The sequence below is a fragment of the Bacillus sp. AY18-3 genome (assembly GCF_008042305.1).
Taxonomy (GTDB): Bacteria; Bacillota; Bacilli; order Bacillales; family Bacillaceae_G; genus Bacillus_A; species Bacillus_A wiedmannii.
Window position 1 is genome coordinate 250532 of record NZ_QKQR01000004.1, and the last position, 20194, is coordinate 270725.

General features: G+C 34.3%; 26 protein-coding genes and 1 pseudogene. 19 read left to right on the plus strand and 8 right to left on the minus strand.

The features are described 5' to 3' along the window. Positions 1-24: 24 nt before the first annotated feature. The gene (locus DM800_RS03855; protein ID WP_098048310.1) at positions 25-1044 is read right to left on the minus strand and encodes a zinc-binding alcohol dehydrogenase family protein; all 1020 of its coding nucleotides are present in this window, start codon (positions 1042-1044) and stop codon (positions 25-27) included. Positions 1045-1354: 310 nt separating this feature from the next. On the opposite strand from DM800_RS03855, the gene DM800_RS03860 reads away from it, so the two are divergent. The 4 genes from DM800_RS03860 (at position 1355) to aiiA (ending at position 4179) form a co-directional block, all read left to right on the plus strand. Further along, entirely contained in the window at positions 1355-1684 is a 330-nt protein-coding gene (locus DM800_RS03860; protein WP_001102638.1) for a PadR family transcriptional regulator, read from the plus strand. Further along, the gene (locus DM800_RS03865; protein WP_048543814.1) at positions 1671-2234 is read left to right on the plus strand and encodes an HAAS signaling domain-containing protein; all 564 of its coding nucleotides are present in this window, start codon (positions 1671-1673) and stop codon (positions 2232-2234) included. The genes DM800_RS03860 and DM800_RS03865 overlap by 14 nt, the downstream gene beginning before the upstream one ends. Then, on the plus strand, positions 2224-3090 hold the full coding sequence (locus DM800_RS03870) for a DUF4097 family beta strand repeat-containing protein (RefSeq protein WP_147786449.1): 867 nt from the start codon (positions 2224-2226) through the stop codon (positions 3088-3090). Before DM800_RS03865 ends, DM800_RS03870 begins: the two co-directional genes overlap by 11 nt. A 336-nt stretch (positions 3091-3426) precedes the next feature. After that, entirely contained in the window at positions 3427-4179 is a 753-nt protein-coding gene (gene aiiA / locus DM800_RS03875) for a quorum-quenching N-acyl homoserine lactonase AiiA (RefSeq protein ID WP_137051619.1), read from the plus strand. 47 nt (positions 4180-4226) lie between these two features. Here the strand turns inward: aiiA and DM800_RS03880 are convergent, their stop codons facing one another. The 3 genes from DM800_RS03880 to DM800_RS03890 all read right to left on the minus strand — a co-directional run bounded on the left by DM800_RS03880 (position 4227) and on the right by DM800_RS03890 (position 5735). After that, positions 4227-4721 (minus strand): hypothetical protein, encoded by a 495-nt coding sequence (locus DM800_RS03880; RefSeq protein ID WP_137051618.1) that lies wholly within the window; start codon positions 4719-4721, stop codon positions 4227-4229. Between the two features lie 89 nt (positions 4722-4810). Further along, complete coding sequence (locus DM800_RS03885) at positions 4811-5275, minus strand: DMT family transporter (RefSeq protein ID WP_137051617.1); 465 nt, start codon at positions 5273-5275, stop codon at positions 4811-4813. Between the two features lie 13 nt (positions 5276-5288). Continuing rightward, positions 5289-5735, minus strand: coding sequence for a DMT family transporter (locus DM800_RS03890; RefSeq protein ID WP_002096403.1), 447 nt, complete (start codon positions 5733-5735; stop codon positions 5289-5291). Between the two features lie 109 nt (positions 5736-5844). Between DM800_RS03890 and DM800_RS03895 the strand changes: the two genes are divergently transcribed. The 4 genes from DM800_RS03895 (at position 5845) to DM800_RS03910 (ending at position 8664) form a co-directional block, all read left to right on the plus strand. After that, positions 5845-6537 (plus strand): cyclic nucleotide-binding domain-containing protein, encoded by a 693-nt coding sequence (locus DM800_RS03895; RefSeq protein ID WP_137051616.1) that lies wholly within the window; start codon positions 5845-5847, stop codon positions 6535-6537. A 12-nt stretch (positions 6538-6549) separates the two neighbouring features. Beyond that, positions 6550-6903 carry a glyoxalase superfamily protein gene (locus DM800_RS03900; protein WP_147786450.1) on the plus strand — a complete coding sequence of 118 codons (354 nt, stop codon included), beginning with the start codon at positions 6550-6552 and terminating at the stop codon, positions 6901-6903. A 204-nt stretch (positions 6904-7107) separates the two neighbouring features. Continuing rightward, positions 7108-8151 carry a flavin-containing monooxygenase gene (locus tag DM800_RS03905; protein WP_147786451.1) on the plus strand — a complete coding sequence of 348 codons (1044 nt, stop codon included), beginning with the start codon at positions 7108-7110 and terminating at the stop codon, positions 8149-8151. A gap of 264 nt (positions 8152-8415) precedes the next feature. After that, positions 8416-8664 carry a hypothetical protein gene (locus DM800_RS03910; RefSeq protein ID WP_000666938.1) on the plus strand — a complete coding sequence of 83 codons (249 nt, stop codon included), beginning with the start codon at positions 8416-8418 and terminating at the stop codon, positions 8662-8664. A 36-nt stretch (positions 8665-8700) separates the two neighbouring features. Here DM800_RS03910 and DM800_RS03915 read toward each other — a convergent pair. Both DM800_RS03915 and DM800_RS03920 read right to left on the minus strand, forming a co-directional pair. Further along, positions 8701-9738 (minus strand): annotated as a pseudogene (locus DM800_RS03915) (serine hydrolase domain-containing protein). A gap of 111 nt (positions 9739-9849) precedes the next feature. Then, entirely contained in the window at positions 9850-10044 is a 195-nt protein-coding gene (locus DM800_RS03920) for a hypothetical protein (RefSeq protein WP_060487811.1), read from the minus strand. Positions 10045-10176: 132 nt separating this feature from the next. Between DM800_RS03920 and DM800_RS03925 the strand changes: the two genes are divergently transcribed. Beyond that, complete coding sequence (locus DM800_RS03925) at positions 10177-10458, plus strand: hypothetical protein (RefSeq protein WP_147786452.1); 282 nt, start codon at positions 10177-10179, stop codon at positions 10456-10458. 29 nt (positions 10459-10487) lie between these two features. Here DM800_RS03925 and DM800_RS03930 read toward each other — a convergent pair whose 3' ends face one another. Beyond that, the gene (locus tag DM800_RS03930) at positions 10488-10778 is read right to left on the minus strand and encodes a DUF3784 domain-containing protein (protein WP_147786453.1); all 291 of its coding nucleotides are present in this window, start codon (positions 10776-10778) and stop codon (positions 10488-10490) included. Between the two features lie 111 nt (positions 10779-10889). On the opposite strand from DM800_RS03930, the gene DM800_RS03935 reads away from it, so the two are divergent. From DM800_RS03935 to DM800_RS03975, 9 genes are all read left to right on the plus strand, one after another. Continuing rightward, complete coding sequence (locus tag DM800_RS03935) at positions 10890-11171, plus strand: MazG nucleotide pyrophosphohydrolase domain-containing protein (RefSeq protein WP_048543793.1); 282 nt, start codon at positions 10890-10892, stop codon at positions 11169-11171. 34 nt (positions 11172-11205) lie between these two features. Beyond that, entirely contained in the window at positions 11206-11943 is a 738-nt protein-coding gene (locus DM800_RS03940; RefSeq protein WP_147786454.1) for a glycoside hydrolase family 25 protein, read from the plus strand. Between the two features lie 136 nt (positions 11944-12079). After that, on the plus strand, positions 12080-12850 hold the full coding sequence (gene bla2 / locus DM800_RS03945) for a BcII family subclass B1 metallo-beta-lactamase (RefSeq protein WP_147786455.1): 771 nt from the start codon (positions 12080-12082) through the stop codon (positions 12848-12850). 744 nt (positions 12851-13594) lie between these two features. Next, positions 13595-14881 carry a hydroxylamine reductase gene (gene hcp / locus DM800_RS03950; protein WP_147786456.1) on the plus strand — a complete coding sequence of 429 codons (1287 nt, stop codon included), beginning with the start codon at positions 13595-13597 and terminating at the stop codon, positions 14879-14881. Positions 14882-15303: 422 nt separating this feature from the next. After that, positions 15304-15624: a PadR family transcriptional regulator gene (locus DM800_RS03955; protein ID WP_147786457.1), complete on the plus strand. Its 321-nt coding sequence runs from the start codon at positions 15304-15306 to the stop codon at positions 15622-15624. Between the two features lie 75 nt (positions 15625-15699). Continuing rightward, complete coding sequence (locus DM800_RS03960) at positions 15700-16041, plus strand: DUF1048 domain-containing protein (RefSeq protein ID WP_000891990.1); 342 nt, start codon at positions 15700-15702, stop codon at positions 16039-16041. Positions 16042-16196: 155 nt separating this feature from the next. Further along, positions 16197-16958, plus strand: coding sequence for an ABC transporter ATP-binding protein (locus DM800_RS03965; protein ID WP_046954684.1), 762 nt, complete (start codon positions 16197-16199; stop codon positions 16956-16958). Continuing rightward, complete coding sequence (locus DM800_RS03970; RefSeq protein WP_000837803.1) at positions 16959-17708, plus strand: ABC transporter permease; 750 nt, start codon at positions 16959-16961, stop codon at positions 17706-17708. A gap of 298 nt (positions 17709-18006) precedes the next feature. Beyond that, complete coding sequence (locus tag DM800_RS03975; RefSeq protein WP_147786458.1) at positions 18007-18378, plus strand: DUF805 domain-containing protein; 372 nt, start codon at positions 18007-18009, stop codon at positions 18376-18378. A gap of 188 nt (positions 18379-18566) precedes the next feature. On the opposite strand, the gene DM800_RS03980 is transcribed toward DM800_RS03975, so the two are convergent. After that, positions 18567-19529, minus strand: coding sequence for a helix-turn-helix transcriptional regulator (locus DM800_RS03980; protein ID WP_147786459.1), 963 nt, complete (start codon positions 19527-19529; stop codon positions 18567-18569). Between the two features lie 110 nt (positions 19530-19639). On the opposite strand from DM800_RS03980, the gene DM800_RS03985 reads away from it, so the two are divergent. Then, complete coding sequence (locus tag DM800_RS03985; RefSeq protein WP_147786460.1) at positions 19640-20119, plus strand: GyrI-like domain-containing protein; 480 nt, start codon at positions 19640-19642, stop codon at positions 20117-20119. The last annotated feature ends 75 nt before the right edge of the window (positions 20120-20194 follow it).

Here is a 20194-nt window from a genome sequence, read left to right on the forward strand (position 1 = left end):
ATATGGAAATCGGATTTTTTACTATTAAAATTTCTCTAAAACGATTTTCCCAATGGTACTTCCGCTTTCAAGCAGAGCATGTGCTTTCTTTACGTTTTCAGCGTTAATTGGTGAAAGTGTTTCATTTAATGTAGTCTTTAAAATACCTTCATCTAATAGTTCGCTTACTTTATTTAATAGTTCGTGCTGCGTGATCATATCGCCAGTTTCGTACATCGCTTTTGTAAACATAAACTCCCAAACGAATGTAGCACTTTTACTTTTTAAAATACCCATCTCAAGAGGGTGTTCATTTTCTACGATAGAGCAAATTTTTCCTTGTGGTTTAATGAGGTCACATATTGCTTGCCAATGTTGATCTGTATTGTTTAAGCAGAAAATATAATCTACGTCTTTTAGCCCAAACTCTAATATTTGATCTTGTAAAGGCTGGTGATGGTTAATAATATAATCGGCACCAAATTTTTCAACCCAGTTTATCGTTTCATTACGGGATGCAGTTGTGATTACATTCAGTCCAGCCCATTTTGCAAGTTGGATGGCAATCGAGCCAACACCACCAGCGCCACCAATAATTAAAATGTTTTTGAATGTATTCTCATCTTTCTTATTATAATCAATACTTAAACGTTCAAATAAACCTTCCCAAGCCGTGATAGCTGTTAAAGGAAGTGCTGCAGATTCAGCATCACTTAACGTTTTTGGTTTCTTTCCAACGATTCTTTCGTCAACTAGGTGGTATTCACTATATGTACCTTGTCTCGTAATGCTTCCAGCGTAAAACACTTCGTCGCCTTCTTTAAATAACGTACAACCTTCGCCAGTTTGCACGACAACACCACTAGCATCCCAGCCAAGTATTTTCGCTACATCTTCTTTTTTATCTTTCGGAGAGCGAACTTTTGTATCAACTGGATTAACGGAAATAGCGTTAATTTTAACAAGTATATCTCTTCCTGTAGCAACAGGTCTTTCAACTTCAATATCAATTAAACTGTTTTCTTCTTCAATAGGTAAGTATTCATGTAAACCAATTGCTTTCATTTGTATTCCCTCCATTAAAGTAAGAGTCATTTACTCTTTTATTATAGTAGGTAAAGCGTCATTATGTAAAAAAGTTGAGTTCTTTCCATTTTGTAAAAGAGCTGTTTCAACTTCATTTAGAACTTTGTAACTGGCGAGCAACACTCATCACTCTGATTTTATAAGCGTCGGATGAGAGGTATACTTATTTTTCCAGTGTACCTTGCAATGAACAATACCAAGTGTTATATTATACTTGTAGTTATTCGTTATAAAACAGTACTAAATAATAAACAGTAGTGGATATCAATTAGAATAGGGTGAATGAATATTGAATGTACAATTTAAAAAAGGAGTTTTAGAACTTTGTGTTCTTGTCTTACTGGATAAGCAAGACCGTTATGGATATGAATTAGTTCGAAATATTTCCAATCGAATTGAAATATCAGAAGGGTCTGTTTATCCTCTTCTTCGAAGACTAACTAAGGAAGAATATTTTACAACGTATTTACAGGAGTCTTCAGAAGGCCCTTCAAGAAAGTATTATACACTGACGGATAAAGGTAGAACGTATTTGTATCAACTTTTGGAGGAATGGAATGAGTTTTCACAAGGTGTCAATCAATTAATTAAAGAAGGTGTAGGTAATGACGAAAGATAAATTTTTACAACAATTAAATGTATCTCTAAAAAGGTTATCTGATAAAGAGCGTGCAGATATTTTAAAAGATTATGAAGAACATTTTACTTTCGGATTAGAGGAAGGGAAAAGTGAAGAAGAAATTGCAACTTCATTAGGCTCTCCAGCTCAAATCGCCAAAGAGTTATTAGCAGATTATCATATTGAGAAAGTAACAGCAAGTGCAACAACAGGAAATGTTTTTCGGGCAATTTGGGCAGTAATTGGATTAGGTTTTTTTAATTTGTTAATCGTGCTTGGACCTGCAATTACATTAGCGGCATTAATTTTTTCAGGATGGATTCTAGGTATCTCATTTTTAGGCGCACCATTACTTGTTTTAGTTGATACTATTATACATCCAAATACATTCTTGCTATTTAATCTTTTTGTTTCTTTAGCACTTTGTGGACTTGGATATTTCATTGTTATTGCTATGTTATTTTTAACGAAGCTAGCAAAGAATGGATTTGTTCGTTATTTAAAGTTCAATATAGCATTAGTAAAAGGTGGTTTGAAGCATGATAAATAAAAAGAGTCTTTCAATCATTGCAGGTATTATTTTCATTATTGGTATGATCGGAAGTTTATTCACTTATCGTTCAATTGCTGCAGTACCAATTTCAGAAGAAAAGGTCGTTAATAATAATAATGTGTCAAGCGTCATTATTGATACAAATAACGTTCGTGTTAATATCAATCCTACAAAAGATAGTAACGTGAAAGTAAAATTAGATGGCGAGGTTAATCCAAACGTAAAAAGAACATTAGCTACGGATGAGGAAGATTCAACGCTTCTCATTTCTTATAAAGAAAAACAACAGAGCTGGTTCAACTTTAATATTTCTGAAGTATTGGCTCCATTAACATTAAATGTGTATCTACCCGAAAAACAATATGATTCATTAAAAGTTTCCAATAATAATGGCTACGTTTCTGCTAAAAAACTAAACGCAACACATTTTAATATCAATACAAGCAATGGACATGTTGAATTAAGAGGAATCAATTCGCCAAAAATTATCGCAGAAGCAAACAATGGAATTATGGATTTCAAAGATGTATTGGCACAAAATATTCATGTAAAATCGAACAACGGACGAATAATGCTAGACCATGTTGAAGGTGAAATAGAGGGGCAAACTAAAAATGGAAGTCTTACTCTTAAAACGAATGAACTGGATCGAAATCTCAATTTTATGACTCATAATGGGAAAATTAATATTGAAACCGAAAAAGAACCAACTAATGTTCAATTTAATGTTTCTGTCGACAACGGCAGCGCGAATATCCTGAATAAATATAACGGGAATACGGTTATTGGAAAGGGAGAAAATATAATTAAATTAAACACACATAACGGAAATATTACAGTGAAAAACCAATAGCATATTACCTTTTATAATCTCAGCTCGTCGCACATAAAGAGCAATAATAAATAAAAAAGAACCGACTCCTTTTTTCAACATATAGGTAGTCGGTTCTTTTTTATGTAACCTTCGTTTAAGTGTGTATCCTTTTCGTATTTCAAAATACAAACAGTTGATTTATTACCCTGGATTCTTAGAAAAATAACGAATAATAATTAATAGTGTAAGGAGAATTTGTGAATGACTCAATAATAATAGGTGAAACAATGAAAAGTGAGAAGGAGTTTATTTCTAGCAAGAGGAATTCTTTACTGTATTGTTTTATTCAAAACTAAATTTAAAGGTGGATACATAATGACAGTAAAGAAGCTTTATTTCGTCCCAGCAGGTCGTTGTATGTTGGATCATTCGTCTGTTAATAGTACATTAACACCAGGAGAATTATTAGACTTACCGGTTTGGTGTTATCTTTTGGAGACTGCAGAAGGACCTATTTTAGTAGATACAGGTATGCCAGAAAGTGCAGTTAATAATGAAGGTCTTTTTAACGGTACATTTGTCGAAGGGCAGGTTTTACCGAAAATGACTGAAGAAGATAGAATCGTGAATATTTTAAAACGGGTTGGTTATGAGCCGGAAGACCTTCTTTATATTATTAGTTCTCACTTGCATTTTGATCATGCAGGAGGAAATGGCGCTTTTATAAATACACCAATCATTGTACAGCGTGCTGAATATGAGGCGGCGCAGCATAGCGAAGAATATTTGAAAGAATGTATATTGCCGAATTTAAACTACAAAATCATTGAAGGTGATTATGAAGTCGTACCAGGAGTTCAATTATTGCATACACCAGGCCATACACCAGGGCATCAATCGCTATTAATTGAGACAGAAAAATCCGGTCCTGTATTATTAACGATTGATGCATCTTATACGAAAGAAAACTTTGAAGATGAAGTGCCGTTTGCGGGGTTTGATTCGGAATTAGCCTTATCTTCAATTAAACGTTTAAAAGAAGTTGTGATGAACAAGAAGCCGATTGTTTTCTTTGGACATGATATAGAACAGGAAAAGGGATGTAAAGTGTTCCCTGAATATATATAGTGCAAAAAGTCATGAGCTCACTTCACATGTGCTCATGACTTTTTCGTTTAAATAATTTTTTTGAATAAGTTATAAACTTTTTTAGAACTGTCTTCATTTAATTGATAGTACGTAAGGTTTACATCATCAGGAGTATCTTGCTGAGCAATCATCACTTCGTTACTGTGATGGTCAACTACCCATATAAAATATTTTTTATAAGTTCCATCCTCGAAAGTAATCCACATATCACAGTCTATTAAATCTGATCCTTCTTCATCTAATGTTAATTTTCCTTTTTTGGCGGTATCCATACTATTAATGAATGTTTTTAATTCATCTGTTTTCGTGAGAAACATATCCTTTTTTGTTTTAATTGACTCGACATGTATATCTTTTATTTCCTGTTTTCCTAAAAAGACAGGGGGCTCATTTGGATCTCTTTGAGTTGAAATGATAGTAGCTTTCTTCTTTGGCTTATTTGCTGTATAGAAGTCTTGAATAGATTTTCCAGAGTTAAAAAACCATACGATACCCAAAATAATCAATGCGCTACCGAGCAGTAAAATAATTTTCTTAATAGAATATTCTCCTCTCTATCACTTCGTATGAAGAGCTTTTCTATTAATATATGATAGGGAAGCATAAAGTATTATAGTTGAACTTGGTTATTCTGCACTGTTTTAACAGGGCGATCTACGAGTAAATTGTAAGTGAGTCCGATTAGTACGAAAATGCCACCGACAACCTTTCCTATAGAGAGTTCGTGTGACAAGATGAAATCAATGATAGTCCCCGCAAATAATTGTCCGATAAAGATGAGTAACGTTAAATAAAATGCTGATATTTTAGGCGTAATATAGTTCGATAATGAGATGACGATAACGCCTACAAATCCGCCTAAGTAAACAGCGATAGGAATAGATTGCAACGTATGACTAGGAATGTACATTGAATCTGAACTGAAAATTAAAAATAACATAGAGAAAAATAATCCAGTAATATAATTAAAAAACGTACCTTCCCAATTACCGATTTTCGCTGCTAAATTTGCGTTAATAATTCTAGCAACAACGATAGAAACACCAGCTAAAATAGCGATAGTAATATATAACATTTTCTTGCCCCCATTAATAAATTGTCATGATTATAATTCCGGAAGAGATGAAACATAATCCAATTAGTTTTTTCTTTTCAAACTTTGCAACTTTCATTCCTAATAAACCGAAATGGTCAATAACGATGGAAGCAATAGATTGACCGAGTAAACTTAATGCGATCGTAATAGAGGCACCAAGGACGGAGAAACTAATATTATTAAAAAGAACAGTGAACACTCCAATCGCTCCAGCGCTATATAAAAAAAGTGGAATACTTTTATCAAAATAAATTTTATTTTTGTTAATGATTAAAATGAAGATAACTGCAATTAAACCGACAAGGTGGATGACAACGCTCGCTGTATACTTGCCAATTAACTCAGATAAAATCCCATTCAATGGAAGCATAACGGCGATGAGCACACCAATAAAGACAGAAAGAAAGTTATACAATGTAATATCCCCTTTGTATTTCATATTTGTAATGACTGTATCATGCTGAAATTGTGAATTACTATGACATATGTCATAGTGGAAGGAGAAAATTTTGATTACAATGGGGAGTAGTTGTAAAGGCGGGGGAACTATGAAGAAAATATGTAATTCTATTAAACTAACAAATTATATGAAAGAAAATAATATTGACTCCTTTTTTAGTAATGATATGAAACCATATATGGAACTAATATTTTTTAAAAAGAATGAGTTTATTTGTAGAGAGAATGAAGAGATAGATTATTTATTTTTCTTCGTTGAAGGAAAAGCGAAAGCGTTTAATACATTAAGTAACGGGAAATCTGTATTGTTATGCTTTTATGATAGCTTGCAGCTGTTAGGAGATGTGGAGTTAATTCATTCTCAAAAGACAGCTTCAAACGTACAAGTGATGGCAGATTCATATTGTGTTGGTTTGCCTTTAGGGAAAGTGAGAAATCAACTATTTCATGATGCAAAATTTTTACGGTGTATTTGCGGATCATTAGCACATAAGTTAAATCGGCTTTCAAAAAACAGTACAATTAATTTACTATATCCACTTGAAAATAGACTTGCGAGTTACATGTTAGCAGCAGGGGAACGAGCGGTGCAGCATGGAAATAGAATTGTATTTAGTGGGAATTTAACGGAAACAGCGGAATTGTTAGGAACGAGTTATCGTCATCTATTACGTACAGTAAATATTTTTTGTGATAAAGAGATAATAAAAAAGAACAATGGTTGCTTCGAAGTAGTAAATGTGGATGTTCTGAGGGAATTGGCAGCAGATGTTTATAAATAGGAGGAGATTAGAATGATTACACCTATATTTAGAATTTTTGATGTTGAAAAAGCAAAGCTATTTTACATAGATTTTTTAGGGTTTAAAATGGATTGGGAACATCGGTATGAGGAACATATGCCATTATATATGCAAATTTCGTTACATGATGCTGTAATACATTTATCAGAACATCATGGGGATGCTTCGCCAGGCGGTGCGATTCGGGTGAAAATAGAGGGGTTAAAAAGTTATTATGCTATTTTATCAAGTAAGGATTATGCTTATTCAAAACCTGATATAGAGAGCACACCGTGGGATACGATGGAATTAACTGTGATTGATCCGTTTTCAAATAGAATTATATTTTATGAGGAAAAATTGTAGAAATGGAAGGGGTTCATATACAAGTTTTCCTAAATTGAGTAGTGTAATTACGTGTTAAATGAATGGAATGAAGAGTAGTTCATAAAGTAGCGAACTACTCTTTTTCCTTTTGTTAAACAAATTGAATTATTGATAAATAAATCGTATCATAAAACATATGAACGAATGAGTATATGTTCATACGTTTTGGGAAGGAGGAAAAAAATGTTAGATGCAATTATCGTTGGAGCTGGTCAAGCTGGATTAACAATGGGATATTACTTGAAGCAAGAAGGTTATAATTTTTTATTACTTGAGGCAGGAAACCGAATTGGGGATTCATGGAGAAACAGATATGATTCTTTGCAACTCTTTACACCGAGGGAATATAGTAGTTTACCAGGTATGATAGTAAAAGGAGAAGGTAATGGATTTCCATGTAAAGATGAAATGGCAACATATTTAGAAGAATATGCAAGGCACTTTACATTACAGGTCCAATTGCAAACTGAAGTTTTTAAAATAAAGAAAGAAAAAGATATATTCGAATTACATACTCCTACAGAAATTTTACAATCAAAAAAGGTTGTTATCGCAACAGGTGGTTTTCAGCAACCGTACATCCCTTCATTTTCACAACATCTTTCATCGCATGTTTTTCAAATACATTCATCACAATATAAATCACCATCACAAATTCCTGAGGGGAAAGTATTAGTAGTAGGTGGCGGGAATTCAGGAATGCAAATTGCAGTAGAACTTGCAAAAACTCATGAAGTTACAATGTCTATCAGTCATCCTTTAACATTTTTACCGTTACGTCTTTTTAGAAAAAGCATTTTTTATTGGTTAGAAAAATTGGGTTTATTGTACGCCGAAGTAAATACTAAGAGGGGAAAATGGTTTCAGAAGAGAAAGGATCCTATTTTTGGTTTTGAAGGCAAAGAACTTATTCGTAATGGAGCAATTAAACTAGAGGAAAAAGTGGTTAGTGCATCAGAAAATAATATTATGTTTCAAAATGGTGGCACGTATAGTGCAGAAAGCATTATATGGTCAACTGGTTTTATTCAGAACTATAAATGGATTGAACTAGAAAAGGCAGTGAATGAGAATGGATTTCCTAATCATGTAAAGGGAATAAGTCCCGTGAGAGGATTATATTATATCGGTTTGCCGTGGCAATCTCAAAGAGGATCTGCACTTATTTGTGGTGTAGGAAAGGATGCATCATATTTACTTTCTGAAATCAAAAAAATAGATCAGTAGCAGCGACTACTGATCATCCATATGTACATGAATTAGGAGAGGTCAAACATTTATTAACTTTATTATAATAGATTTTCATAAGAATAAAAACTGAAAATTCTAATTTTATGTTGAGAAAGTTTTTTGTATCGAAATATATAAAAGAATAGGGGTTTTTAGTAAAAGGAAATATGATATTTATATTTTAATAAATTATGATATAGTTTATAAAGAATAGATTACATAAAATGTTATTTTGTTACATATTTAGGAAGGGGGGTTGTTATGAAGTTTGATGATCAACGCCTACTAGGAGTACGATTAGGTTCTATACTTGTAACAGAGGAAAATCAATATTTAGTAATTAAGAAAAAAGATCATTATGCACTTTTAAATATACATAATTTAGAATGCACACATGTTGAAGTGCAGCTAGAACATATTGAAGAAATGTTGCAGGAAGATTTTCAAGAAAGTATAACGGAGATTATCGCACCAGAACATATAAAAATTGTTGCCAAAAATGTAATATAAAGAAAGAAGCTGGAAGGAACAGCTTCTTTCTTTTCGTTAAAAGGATAACGTTTTTAACACGTCACCAATAATCCCTTCCATTTGATGAACGCCTAAGTCAGCGTTCGTCATTATAACAGCACCATTACCTCGGTATGGATAGCATATCATCATACATTGAAATCCAACGCCCCATCCAAGTGAATACATTTGTAAGTCTTTATTCGAATCATCTAGAAACACACCTAATCCAGTCCATTTTGAGCAACCTTGAGGAGAAATCATATCTTGTACTAATTTTTGAGAAAGTTTTAGTTTGCCCTTTCCTTGTAAGGAATGAATGATTTCAATTACTAAAGTTGATAAGTCTGTTGGTGTTGTCCAAATACCTGAAGTGGCTGCGAATGGATAAAATGGATACTTCTCATTTGTAACGGTGCCATCTTTATTATGCCCACAAGCAAAGGCCTCCATTTTATTTATATCTTTAGTAGAGAATAGCATACTATTTTTCAGTTGTAGTGGATGAAAGATATATTCTTCAAGTAAAAGATTGAATGGTTTTCCAGTTATATCTTCAAGTAGTAGTTCAATAATACAAAAGTTTGCATCAGAGTAGTGAAATTCGCTTTCTGGTTTATAAGTTATTTCTATCGGTACTGGACAATATGATGTTTTACCGGCAAGGATTTCAGACATGTTTGGTCGCCCTTGTGCAAGTGTATAATGCTCAAAACTATTAGGAGGATCAATGATTCCAGATTGGTGGCTTAATAAATTTCACAGGGTGACTTTTTTCTGTGAGGTAAATAGACTGGTAGGTATGTTCCAAGATGTGAGTCTATCATTTACGTCTTCATCTAAATGCACGATCTTTTGATCTGATAACGTTAGTACGAGCATTGTAGTGAAGAATTTACTAATAGAACAAGAATTGAATATGGAATTCGTAGTGACAGTTTTAGTTGTTCCAGATTCAAGTGTTCCGCAGGCAGTTGCTTCATCTAGTTTACCATCACGTATAACAGCAAGGCTTAAACCTGCAACGGAATATTGGTTCATTTTCTCGTATATAGTGTTACTTTTTAAGTTCATAGTGACTCCTTTCTTATGAAAGACAGAATATTAGTTCTATTATACAGTAGTTAATAGAGAGAATGAGAGAAAAAGAAAAAACTTCATCTTTTATCGATGAAGTTCTTTTAGTTAATTTGAAGTGAATGCTTTAAAAAATTTATCTCGGTACATGTACATTAGCCATGAGGTTGTTAGTAAGGAAATAATGATTTGTTTGTTTTGAATTGGCGCATTGAAAACAAGCCAGCCAACGATATCAAATAATAAATGTAGTGCAATTGAAAGAACTACAAATTGTAGTAACGTATTTAAAAATCTTTTCATAAAGTGTCCCCCTAAAATAAAAGGTTTTATCAGAAATGTTGTATATTGCTATTATACATTAAATGTGTTTCGTGGTAAAATTTACATAAGATAGTGAAATAAAACAAATGAAAGCTAATAGGGGGGATAGTCATGGGATTTTGGATGATCATACCGATAGCGGTCTTTGGGTTTATTTATATTGCTGAAAAATTAAATAGAATCGAAAAGAAAACGGATGCACGTTTAAAGAGGATGGAAGATAGATTACAGCTAATTACGAAAGAAATGGGAATTATAGATGGAGAACCTGAAATTAATAAAGAGTTACGCCAGCTTATGGAAGAAGGAAAAACAGTTACAGCAGTTAAGAGAGTGAGAGAGGCTTTTGGGTTTTCTTTACTAGAAGCGAAGCAATATGTTGATAAATTATAAAAAAGATCATCCATTTGGGTGATCTTTTTTCAATGCACCATGCGTGTATTTACATAAGCAGCGATTATAACGTGGCCAATTATAATGATAGGAAATAAGATTTTGACATTAGGAGTAGTGAAGACACTACCAATTGTGGCGATAACACCGGCAATTAAATTATAAAGACCAACTATTTTTGATAACTTATCTTTATTTGGCACACGGAGTTCATTGAATCCTGATAAGAGCCAAGTGTATTGTTTAACTCCGATGAAATAAGCTAGTGCAAATGAAATAATTGCTAGTATGAATAATGATGGGGAAGCGAAGAGAGTCATTGAAAACACCTCCGTTAAAGGGTTATAAATAAATTATAGTATGAATGTTATAATTTAACAAAATATAAGTGTAATAGGAAACAGAGTATTTATCATGAAGGGAGATTAAGTATGAATATTGTGGAATTCCAGAGATATGTATCAAATTTCAGTAAAGAAAAAGGATTTCAAGATACAACAATTGAAGAGCGTACGATGTATGCGATGGCGGAATTAGGTGAATTAGCGGAAGTGATATTAAAGCGTGATAAAATACAAGATTCGAAAAGAGAGATTGGTTTAGAAATGTTTGATGTCATTTGGAATGTATGTGACTTAGCAAATAAGTTAGAAATTGATTTAGAGAAGGCATTTGAAGAAAAAATGAGGATTAATAAAAAACGTGAATGGTAAGTGGAATATTAATGTGTAAAGATGGGGGATACGAATGAAAAAGAAGTTTATTATAGGAGGAGTCTTTACCTTAATTAGTGTAATGAGTGTTTTCGCTTATTTAGTCTTTCAAGGCATATTTATTCCGAATCAAATAAGTGCGGATAAGTATGAAATAAAAGGTGTAGATGTTGCGTCATACCAAGGAGATATAGATTGGAGAGAGTTGGAAAAGCAAAATATGAAGTTTGCGTTTATAAAGGCTACTGAAGGAAGCTCTTTTGTAGATAAGTACTTTTCGGAAAATTGGACGAATGCGAATAAGACAGGTATGCGCGTCGGAGCGTATCATTTTTTTAGTTTTGATAGTAAGGGTGAAACACAAGCAGAGCAATATATACGAACTGTTCCAAAGTATAAACAAGCATTGCCACCCGTAATTGATGTTGAGTTTTATGCTAACAAAAAAGATAATCCCCCTAAGCGTGAAGATGTTGTGAAAGAGTTGTCGGTCATGATAAAAATGCTAGAAAAACATTACGGTAAGAAAGTAATATTGTATGCAACTCAAGAGGCATATGATTTGTATATAAAGAATGCGTATCCTCAATGTGATATATGGATTCGTAGTGTCTTTACAAAACCGAGTTTATCTGAGGAGAGAAAATGGACGTTTTGGCAATACACGAATCGCGGGAGATTAAATGGTTATAATGGAAAAGAGAAGTATATTGATTTGAATGTATTTTATGGGAACGAGGAAGAGTTTGAGAATTATGGAATAAAAGGTTAAGTTTTAAAGCGTACAAAATTTTGTACGCTTTTTTGTTAATTACATAAAAATATACAAGTAAAGATGGAACAAACTGTTAAGGTGAATTGTCTAATATAGGTAATAACTATTTCGTTTGAAAGAAAGGGTGGAGAAAATGAAAAATACATTATTAAAAGTAGGGGTATGTGTTAGTTTACTAGGAACAACTCAATTTGTTAGTACAATTTCTTCTGTGAAAGCAGAACGAACGGTAGAGCAAAAAGTAATAAAAAATGAGGCAGGAACTATTTCAATTTCTCAGTTAAATAAAAATGTATGGGTTCATACGGAGTTAGGTTATTTTAACGGAGAAGCAGTTCCTTCGAACGGGCTAGTTCTTACTACTTCAAAAGGATTAGTACTTGTCGATTCTTCTTGGGATGATCAGTTAACGAAGGAATTAATAGAGATGGTAGAAAAGAAATTTAAGAAGCGCGTAACGGATGTCATTATTACACATGCGCACGCTGATCGGATTGGCGGAATAAAAACGTTGAAAGAAAGGGGCATTAAAGCGCATAGTACGGCATTAACTGCAGAACTAGCAAAGAAAAATGGATATGAGGAACCACTTGGAGACTTACAAACCATTACGAAATTAAAGTTTGGAAATATGAAAGTAGAAACGTTCTATCCAGGGAAAGGACATACAGAAGATAATATTGTCGTATGGTTACCGCAATATAAAATTTTAGCTGGAGGCTGTTTAGTGAAATCTGTGTCCGCGAAAGATTTAGGAAACGTTGCTGATGCTTATGTAAATGAATGGTCTACATCGATTGAGAATGTGCTGACGCGATATAGAAATATAAATGCAGTAGTGCCTGGTCATGGGGAAGTAGGGGACAGAGGATTACTTTTACATACATTGGATTTGTTGAAATAAGAAACTGTTGGAATATAAAAGCGAGGAGAAACAATTTTCTCCTCGCTTTCTTCTAACTATATTTAAATGCGAAGCTATCAATTATGCCTGCATACGTTACTGAGATTTTAATTCCAAGTATACAAATACCAGTACCGTCATAATTGCTATAACAACGTAAGTAGCATCAAGCATTATAAGTGTTTTTAAAGTTTCAGTCATCCTAATTCACCCCTGGTATGAAAATATAACATAATCTCTTATCAATTAGATCAGAGATTATAAAGATAACAATGTACATGAAATTTCTTAAGTAGATTCTATATAAATATATCATATAAATAATGTAAGTAATGTTAAGGCAGTGTAAATGTATTGTAAATAAAGTGATTTTTCATAAAATATTTAATCAAAAAATTGATAGTTCTTCAAAATGAAAAGAAGCTATTCTTTCTGTTGCATAATAAAAAGAAAGAATAGCGTTTTTGTATGTCTATTTCTGTTTACTTAAGAGATTTATAGTACGAAATTGTTCTTTCGTACTATGAACTAGAAAGTTAAATATGTGATTCAGCAATAGTCTAGCTATTTGAAAACTTGAACAACAGGGGTATGTAATGTTTTTTTGTGTCAATAAAAATATTATGTAAACAATATAAGTTGTCACAAATTTATACATATTATTGTGATTGATATCACATCTCTTTTCCTCAATGGGTATTATGCTTAGGTTGTAAGGAATGATTGGGAGAGGGTGGGATGATCATGTTTTGTTATCAATGTGAACAAACGCCAACAGGCGGATGTAAAGTAATAGGTGTTTGCGGTAAAAATGAAACAATAGCAAGTTTACAAGATACGATTGTGTTTGGGTTAAAAGGAATTGCTGCTTATCGTACGCATGCTGCTCAGCTAGGGTATACTGATGCATTTGTAGATGCTACGACGCAAGAAGCACTGTATATGACATTAACAAATTCCAACTTTAATGAACAAGAACATATTGATATGGCTATGAAAGTAGGGAAATCGGCTCTACGAGTAATGGAGTTGTTAGATGAGGCACATACGAATCATTTTGGTGTTCCAGAGCCTGTTCAAATTACGCAAAACCATGTAGAAGGTAAGGCAATTGTAGTTACTGGTCATAATTTATTTGCGTTAGAAAAATTATTAAAACAAACAGAAGGAAAAGAAATTAATATTTATACGCATTCTGAAATGTTACCAGCACACGGTTATCCGCAGCTGAAAAAATATAAACATTTAAAAGGAAACATCGGTAAGGCATGGTATGATCAACGACGTCTTTTTGAAAAATTTACAGGTGCCATATTAGCGACAACGAACTGTGTTATGCCAATTAAAGGATCATACTCTGATCGATTCTTTTCATATGATATTGCAGGTTTAGAGGGTGTACAAAAAATTGAAAATGATGATTTTGCACCGTTGATTCAAAAAGCGCTAGAACTTCCAGAAGTACATATGGAGTCGGATGAACAGTTAGTAACAGGGTTCCATCATAATACAGTATTATCATTAGCTCCGGAAATTATTAATGCAGTAAAGGCAGGAAAGATTAAGCGTTTCTTTGTCATCGCAGGTTGTGATGCACCAGGAAAGGGCGGAGAATATTATCGTGAATTAGCAACGTCACTTCCGCCAGAAACGGTTATTTTAACGACTTCTTGCGGGAAATTCCGTTTTAATGATGTGAGTTATGGTGTTGTACCTGGTACAGAGATTCCGCGCTACATTGACTTAGGGCAATGCAATAATTCAATTTCTACAGTAAAAATAGCAGCCGCTTTAGCAGATGCTTTCCAATGTGAAGTGAATGAATTGCCAGTAAGTATTGTCTTATCATGGTTTGAACAAAAAGCGGTTGCGATTTTACTTGGGCTATTTAGTCTTGGAATTCAAGATATTCGTATCGGTCCAAAGGCGCCTGAATTTATTTCACCTGGCGTGCTTGATGTATTACATGAAACATTCGGTTTAAAACTAATTACAACTGCAGCGGAAGATATGGATATGATGTTATCGTAACAAAAGGATGATCTGTCTTATTAAGAAGAAGAGCTAACCTATAGCGCCCCAAAACAAAAATGTAGAATATTTGTTTTGGGGTATTTTCTTTTCTTAGCGGGATAGGTAATAGTTGATTTTAGAAAAATATAAAAATCGAGTTGACATTTAAAACTACTCAGTCATACAATGTAAAAGTAATAGGTGATACTTAGTAGTGTTGTTTCTCAAAATGTTTTCAGTGAACAATAGGTAAGAGCAGATTTTAGAAAAAATTTGAAAATCAGTTGACATCTACAGCTACTTAGTCATACAATGTAGTTGTAATAAGTAATACTGAATAGTGTAGTTGTACTCAAAAGCTATTCGGTAAAAATTCGCCTTAGTACTCTGTGATACTGAATATAAGTCAGACAGAATAGGGGGTAAAGGAGGATCAGGACATGGAAAATTTAACTGAAATGCTAAAAGGTTCACTGGAAGGGTGTGTGTTGGAAATCATTAGCCGCCGAGAAACGTATGGTTATGAGATTACCCGCCACCTGAATGATCTTGGGTTTACCGAAGTTGTGGAAGGGACGGTTTATACTATCCTCGTACGATTAGAAAAGAAAAGGCTTGTGAATATTGAAAAGAAGCCATCAGATATGGGGCCGCCTCGTAAGTTTTATTCATTAAATGAGGATGGCCGTCAGGAGCTTGAACTGTTTTGGAAAAAATGGGATTTTGTATCTTCAAAAATTAACGTCTTGAAGTCAAACTAGCCTCATAATATAAAATGTTCCGGCTCATATTTGGAGAGTTTCTTGTTCTGCTTTATAAAAAAGGAGGAAAATAAGATGTTGGAAATGTTTAAAAAATTAATCGGTGATAAAAAAGAGTACAAAATGATGATGGCACGTGTTGGAGCACTGCCAGAGGACTATCAGTTTGTGTTTAAGAAAATTCAGAACTACATGTGGAATTTCTCAGCGGGTAATGGAATGGATATGCTGCACATACAGTATGAATTAATCGATTTGTTTGAAGCAGGTGCAGCGGAAGGCAGACAAGTGCTTGATATTACTGGGGAGGACGTGGCATCCTTTGCTGACGAACTAGTGGCAAACGCTAAAACGTATGTCTCCAAGTATCGTGAAGATTTGAATGAAAGTATTATGAAGAAATTGAGAAAAAAATAAATGCAATTAGTAATACCGACTGATTAGCTGGTTACAAATGTGAATTGCCGCCATCGCTATTCAGTTATATTTTTAAACCAGTACTAAGTAATACAAAATATCAGTGGTACTAAATAGAGGGTGTATGTAATCTAATTTTATAAGGGGGAAAAAGTATGAGCAATGCAGCGATTTCTATAAAAGGGTTAAAAAAATCTTTTAAAGATAAAGAAGTCTTAAAGGGAGTGGATTTTGAGGTGCAGCGTGGTGAAATTTTCGCGCTGCTAGGCTCAAATGGAGCTGGAAAGACGACAACGGTCAATATCCTTTCGACGTTAATGAAACAAGATGATGGTGAAGTGAGTATTTGCGGTTTTGACGTCCAGCGACAACCAGATCATGTTCGTCAAAGCATCAGTTTGACAGGACAGTTCGCAGCTTTAGACGGCATGCTTACTGGAAGGGAAAACTTGATAATGATCGCTAAGTTACGTGGTGTTTCCAATCCGGCACAAGTTGCTGATAATCTACTTGCAAGATTTAGCCTGACTGATGCGGCCAACCAGAGGGCAGACCAGTATTCAGGCGGGATGAAGCGCCGACTTGATATCGCGATGAGTTTGATTGGGGCGCCAGCAGTTATTTTTCTAGACGAACCAACGACTGGACTTGATCCGGAAGCGCGGATCGAAGTGTGGGATACAGTCAAGGAACTTGCCGGCAGCGGCACAACGATCTTACTTACGACTCAGTACTTGGAGGAAGCAGAACAACTGGCGGACCGTATCGCTATTTTGCATGGCGGAAAAATTATTACGACAGGTACTCTTACTGAACTGAAAGAGATGTTCCCGCCAGCAAAAGTAGAGTATATCGAGAAGCAGCCGACGTTGGAAGAAATTTTCCTTGCGATTATCGGTAAAAAGGAGGAGATGTAAATGAAAAGCAAAACAGGGGTATTACTAGGGCGCTTAATGCGTAATATTATGCGTAGTCCGGATACAATTATTACAGTAGCGATTACACCGATTATGATGATGCTATTATTTGTTTACGTATTTGGCGGGGCTATAAAGACAGGAACGGATAACTACGTTAATTATTTATTGCCGGGAATTTTGTTAATGGCTATCGCATCCGGTGTAGCTTATACTTCTGTACGATTATTTACGGATGTAAAGAGTGGGCTGATGGCACGTTTCATTACGATGCCTATTAAGCGCTCATCAATATTGTGGGCTCACGTTTTAACTTCTCTTGTTGCTAATGTACTTACTATCGTGGTGGTTATTCTTGTTGCGCTCTTAATGGGCTTTCGTTCTAGTGCAAATATGCTAGATTGGCTTGCGGTAGCGGGAATACTGGGGATGTTTACGTTAGCGCTCACATGGCTAGCTATCATTCCAGGGCTGAAAGCGAAGTCTATGGAAGGGGCGACAGCTTACTCGTACCCGCTAATTTTTCTTCCATTTATTAGTTCGGCCTTCGTACCTACTGAAACGATGCCTAAAATTGTTCGTGCGTTCGCTGAGAATCAGCCTGTAACTTCAATCGTGAATGCGATTCGCGCCCTATTATATGAAGGGACTGTTGGCAACGATATTTGGACTGCACTCGCTTGGTGCGTGGGTATCATGATCATCTCTTACTTTTTCGCTAGCAAAGCATTTAAACGTCAGTTAGGATAAGTGAATTAAGTCATCCGAAATTATATATATTTTTGAAAAAGCACGGGAGGTTTTCCGTGCTTTAATAATACATTCATACTTCGCTTAATTGTATTAGTTTTAAAGTAAATAGGAGAATAATGAATCGAATACACATGCCTTGAAATATGGTATGTAACCCTTAACTAAAATAACTTACAAATAAACAGAATATTCTATGCGAATATAGAGGTTATAGTTGTGATGTGTTATATTTATACTTATAAGGTATATAATGTATAAAATAATTGTTTAGGGGATGGAAAAGGGAGAGATTCAAATGAAATGGTATTTATATGCTCTCAAAAACTATGCGAAATTTAGTGGGAGAGCAACGAGAAAAGAGTACTGGATTTTTACTTTATTTAATAAGGTTACGTTTTGGTCATTAATATATTTGGCCTCTTATTCTTCGTCTGCATTCTATTTAAGAGCCAATATTACTTTGCTATATATAGCAATTTTTATCGTTCCTACTCTGGCAGTGGAAGCTCGTCGATTACATGATAGTGGAAAAACAGGATGGTGGCAGCTATTAAATTTGGTGCCATTTGGAGGAGCGGTTCTACTTGTGTTTTGTATCATTGAAAGTGATGAAGGTGAGAATAAGTATGGACCAAATCCACATTCAAATCTTAAACAAGCAATTTAATGTATTTATAGTAAACTCTAATATAAAAAGGTGTGAACTAAAAGCTAGTTCACACCTTTTTTGTTGTATTATTCCTAGAAGCTTCGTTCAGCATTGATAGCAAATACATGGTTTTCCCTAGGAATTTAAAAATATGGACAACTGGTAACGAATAAACCTCAATATTTTGAGGTTTAGCCGATCACTGCTTATGGAGAATATAAACATAACCGCTCTTGTAAATCGTTTAATATTTCTTCAGGCATTTCCCTGATTGTAATATCTTTCCCTAGGAAAAGTAGCCAATTTGTTATCTCTGTCACTTCATCGGAATTGTTAACATCGATAAATGTTTTTAAAATGGCTGTAGATTGGTAAGGGTTTGTATAAGAAATTGAAATTTTTAAAGGATGGTATTTTTTGTACTGGGCAATCGCTTTTGGACCAAGTTCAAGTACAAGGTTAATTTCTTCGTCCTTCTTATTGAGTTTTTCTAAAATCTGTTTCTTATTTAACCTCTTTTTCGTCGTGTACGGTTCGATATTGATGAGGTCATCGACAGGAAACAGCAGTTTCTTTTCTTCTTTTAAGTCAAACCCTTCAATGATCCAACGGCTTTTTTCTTGATAAAGGTGTAATAGATAAATTGGGTAAGACTTGATTTCCTCTTCTTCTTTGACGGTAATCAATAAATGTCTATCCAAAAGAAGGATTTGGATGAGTTTTTCTAACATAGGGTGGGGGAGGTCAGAAAGCTCAAGTAGATCGGGATTATAAGGGTTAGTCCCTTCAAAAAGCAAGAGTTGATTTAAAAGAACGAGGTCATCTTGCTGGGTTTCTGAGATGAGTCCCAGTAGTTTTTCGGCTAAAGACTGGCGACTCTTTAGATAGGGAAGTTGTTGATTTCTTGTAGCCATAAAGGCAATAAAAAGAGCTTTGACTTCATTATCAGTAAAGCGGACAACGGGCAGGATAGAATTATGCATGACAAAATATCCACCAGTTCTCCCAACTTCAGCGACAAGTGGCATTCCCATAGCTTCAATTTCTCTAATGTCTCTAATAGCTGTCGATCGTGATATGTTAAATTCTCGTATGATTTCAGTAATCGTAAAGTGAGAGCGGTTGTTGATATACCGCATAATTGTATTAATCCGTTCAACTTTTTTCATTGGAGTCTCCTAAACAGTATCATTTTTTGACATGTTTTAAAGATATTATAAACTCATCAGATGAAAAGATAAATCATTTGATTCATTTTAAAAAAAGGAAGGTTTTGAATATGAAAAATTATACGATTGAAGAAAAAGATAGCTTTATTGTGTTAGGAATTGGAACTGAAATTAAGAGCGAATATACAAACTTTGTTGGAATAAATAAAGAAAAAGAAGACTTTTGGTCGGCTGTTAAAGAAGATGGAAGGTTGGACACTTTAAAAGCTCTAGCTACAAACGAATACATTTTTTCTGTGAGCGAAGCGGTGAATAACAAGATGATGTATTATGCTGGTGTCATGACAGAAGCACAAATAGAAGAAGAATCTAGAGTAATTCAGTTTCCGAAGGGAGAATACTTAGTAGTGAAAGGGGAAGACAAAACGGCTGAAGAGCTAAGTAATAAGCTGACTGGCATCGCCTTCGGTCAAGCTTTACGAGAAGCAAAAGATTTTGCTTATGTTGGTGGGCCGAATACAACGGTTGAGATGGGACAGAGAGACGGTTTAGTATTTGGTGAAATGTGGATTCCAGTTGTTAGGAAGTAAAGTGATAAAAGGTACGAATATGGAAAGTAGAGGCTAACGATCTTGAATTGTTAGCTTTTGCAATTGTTTCACTTA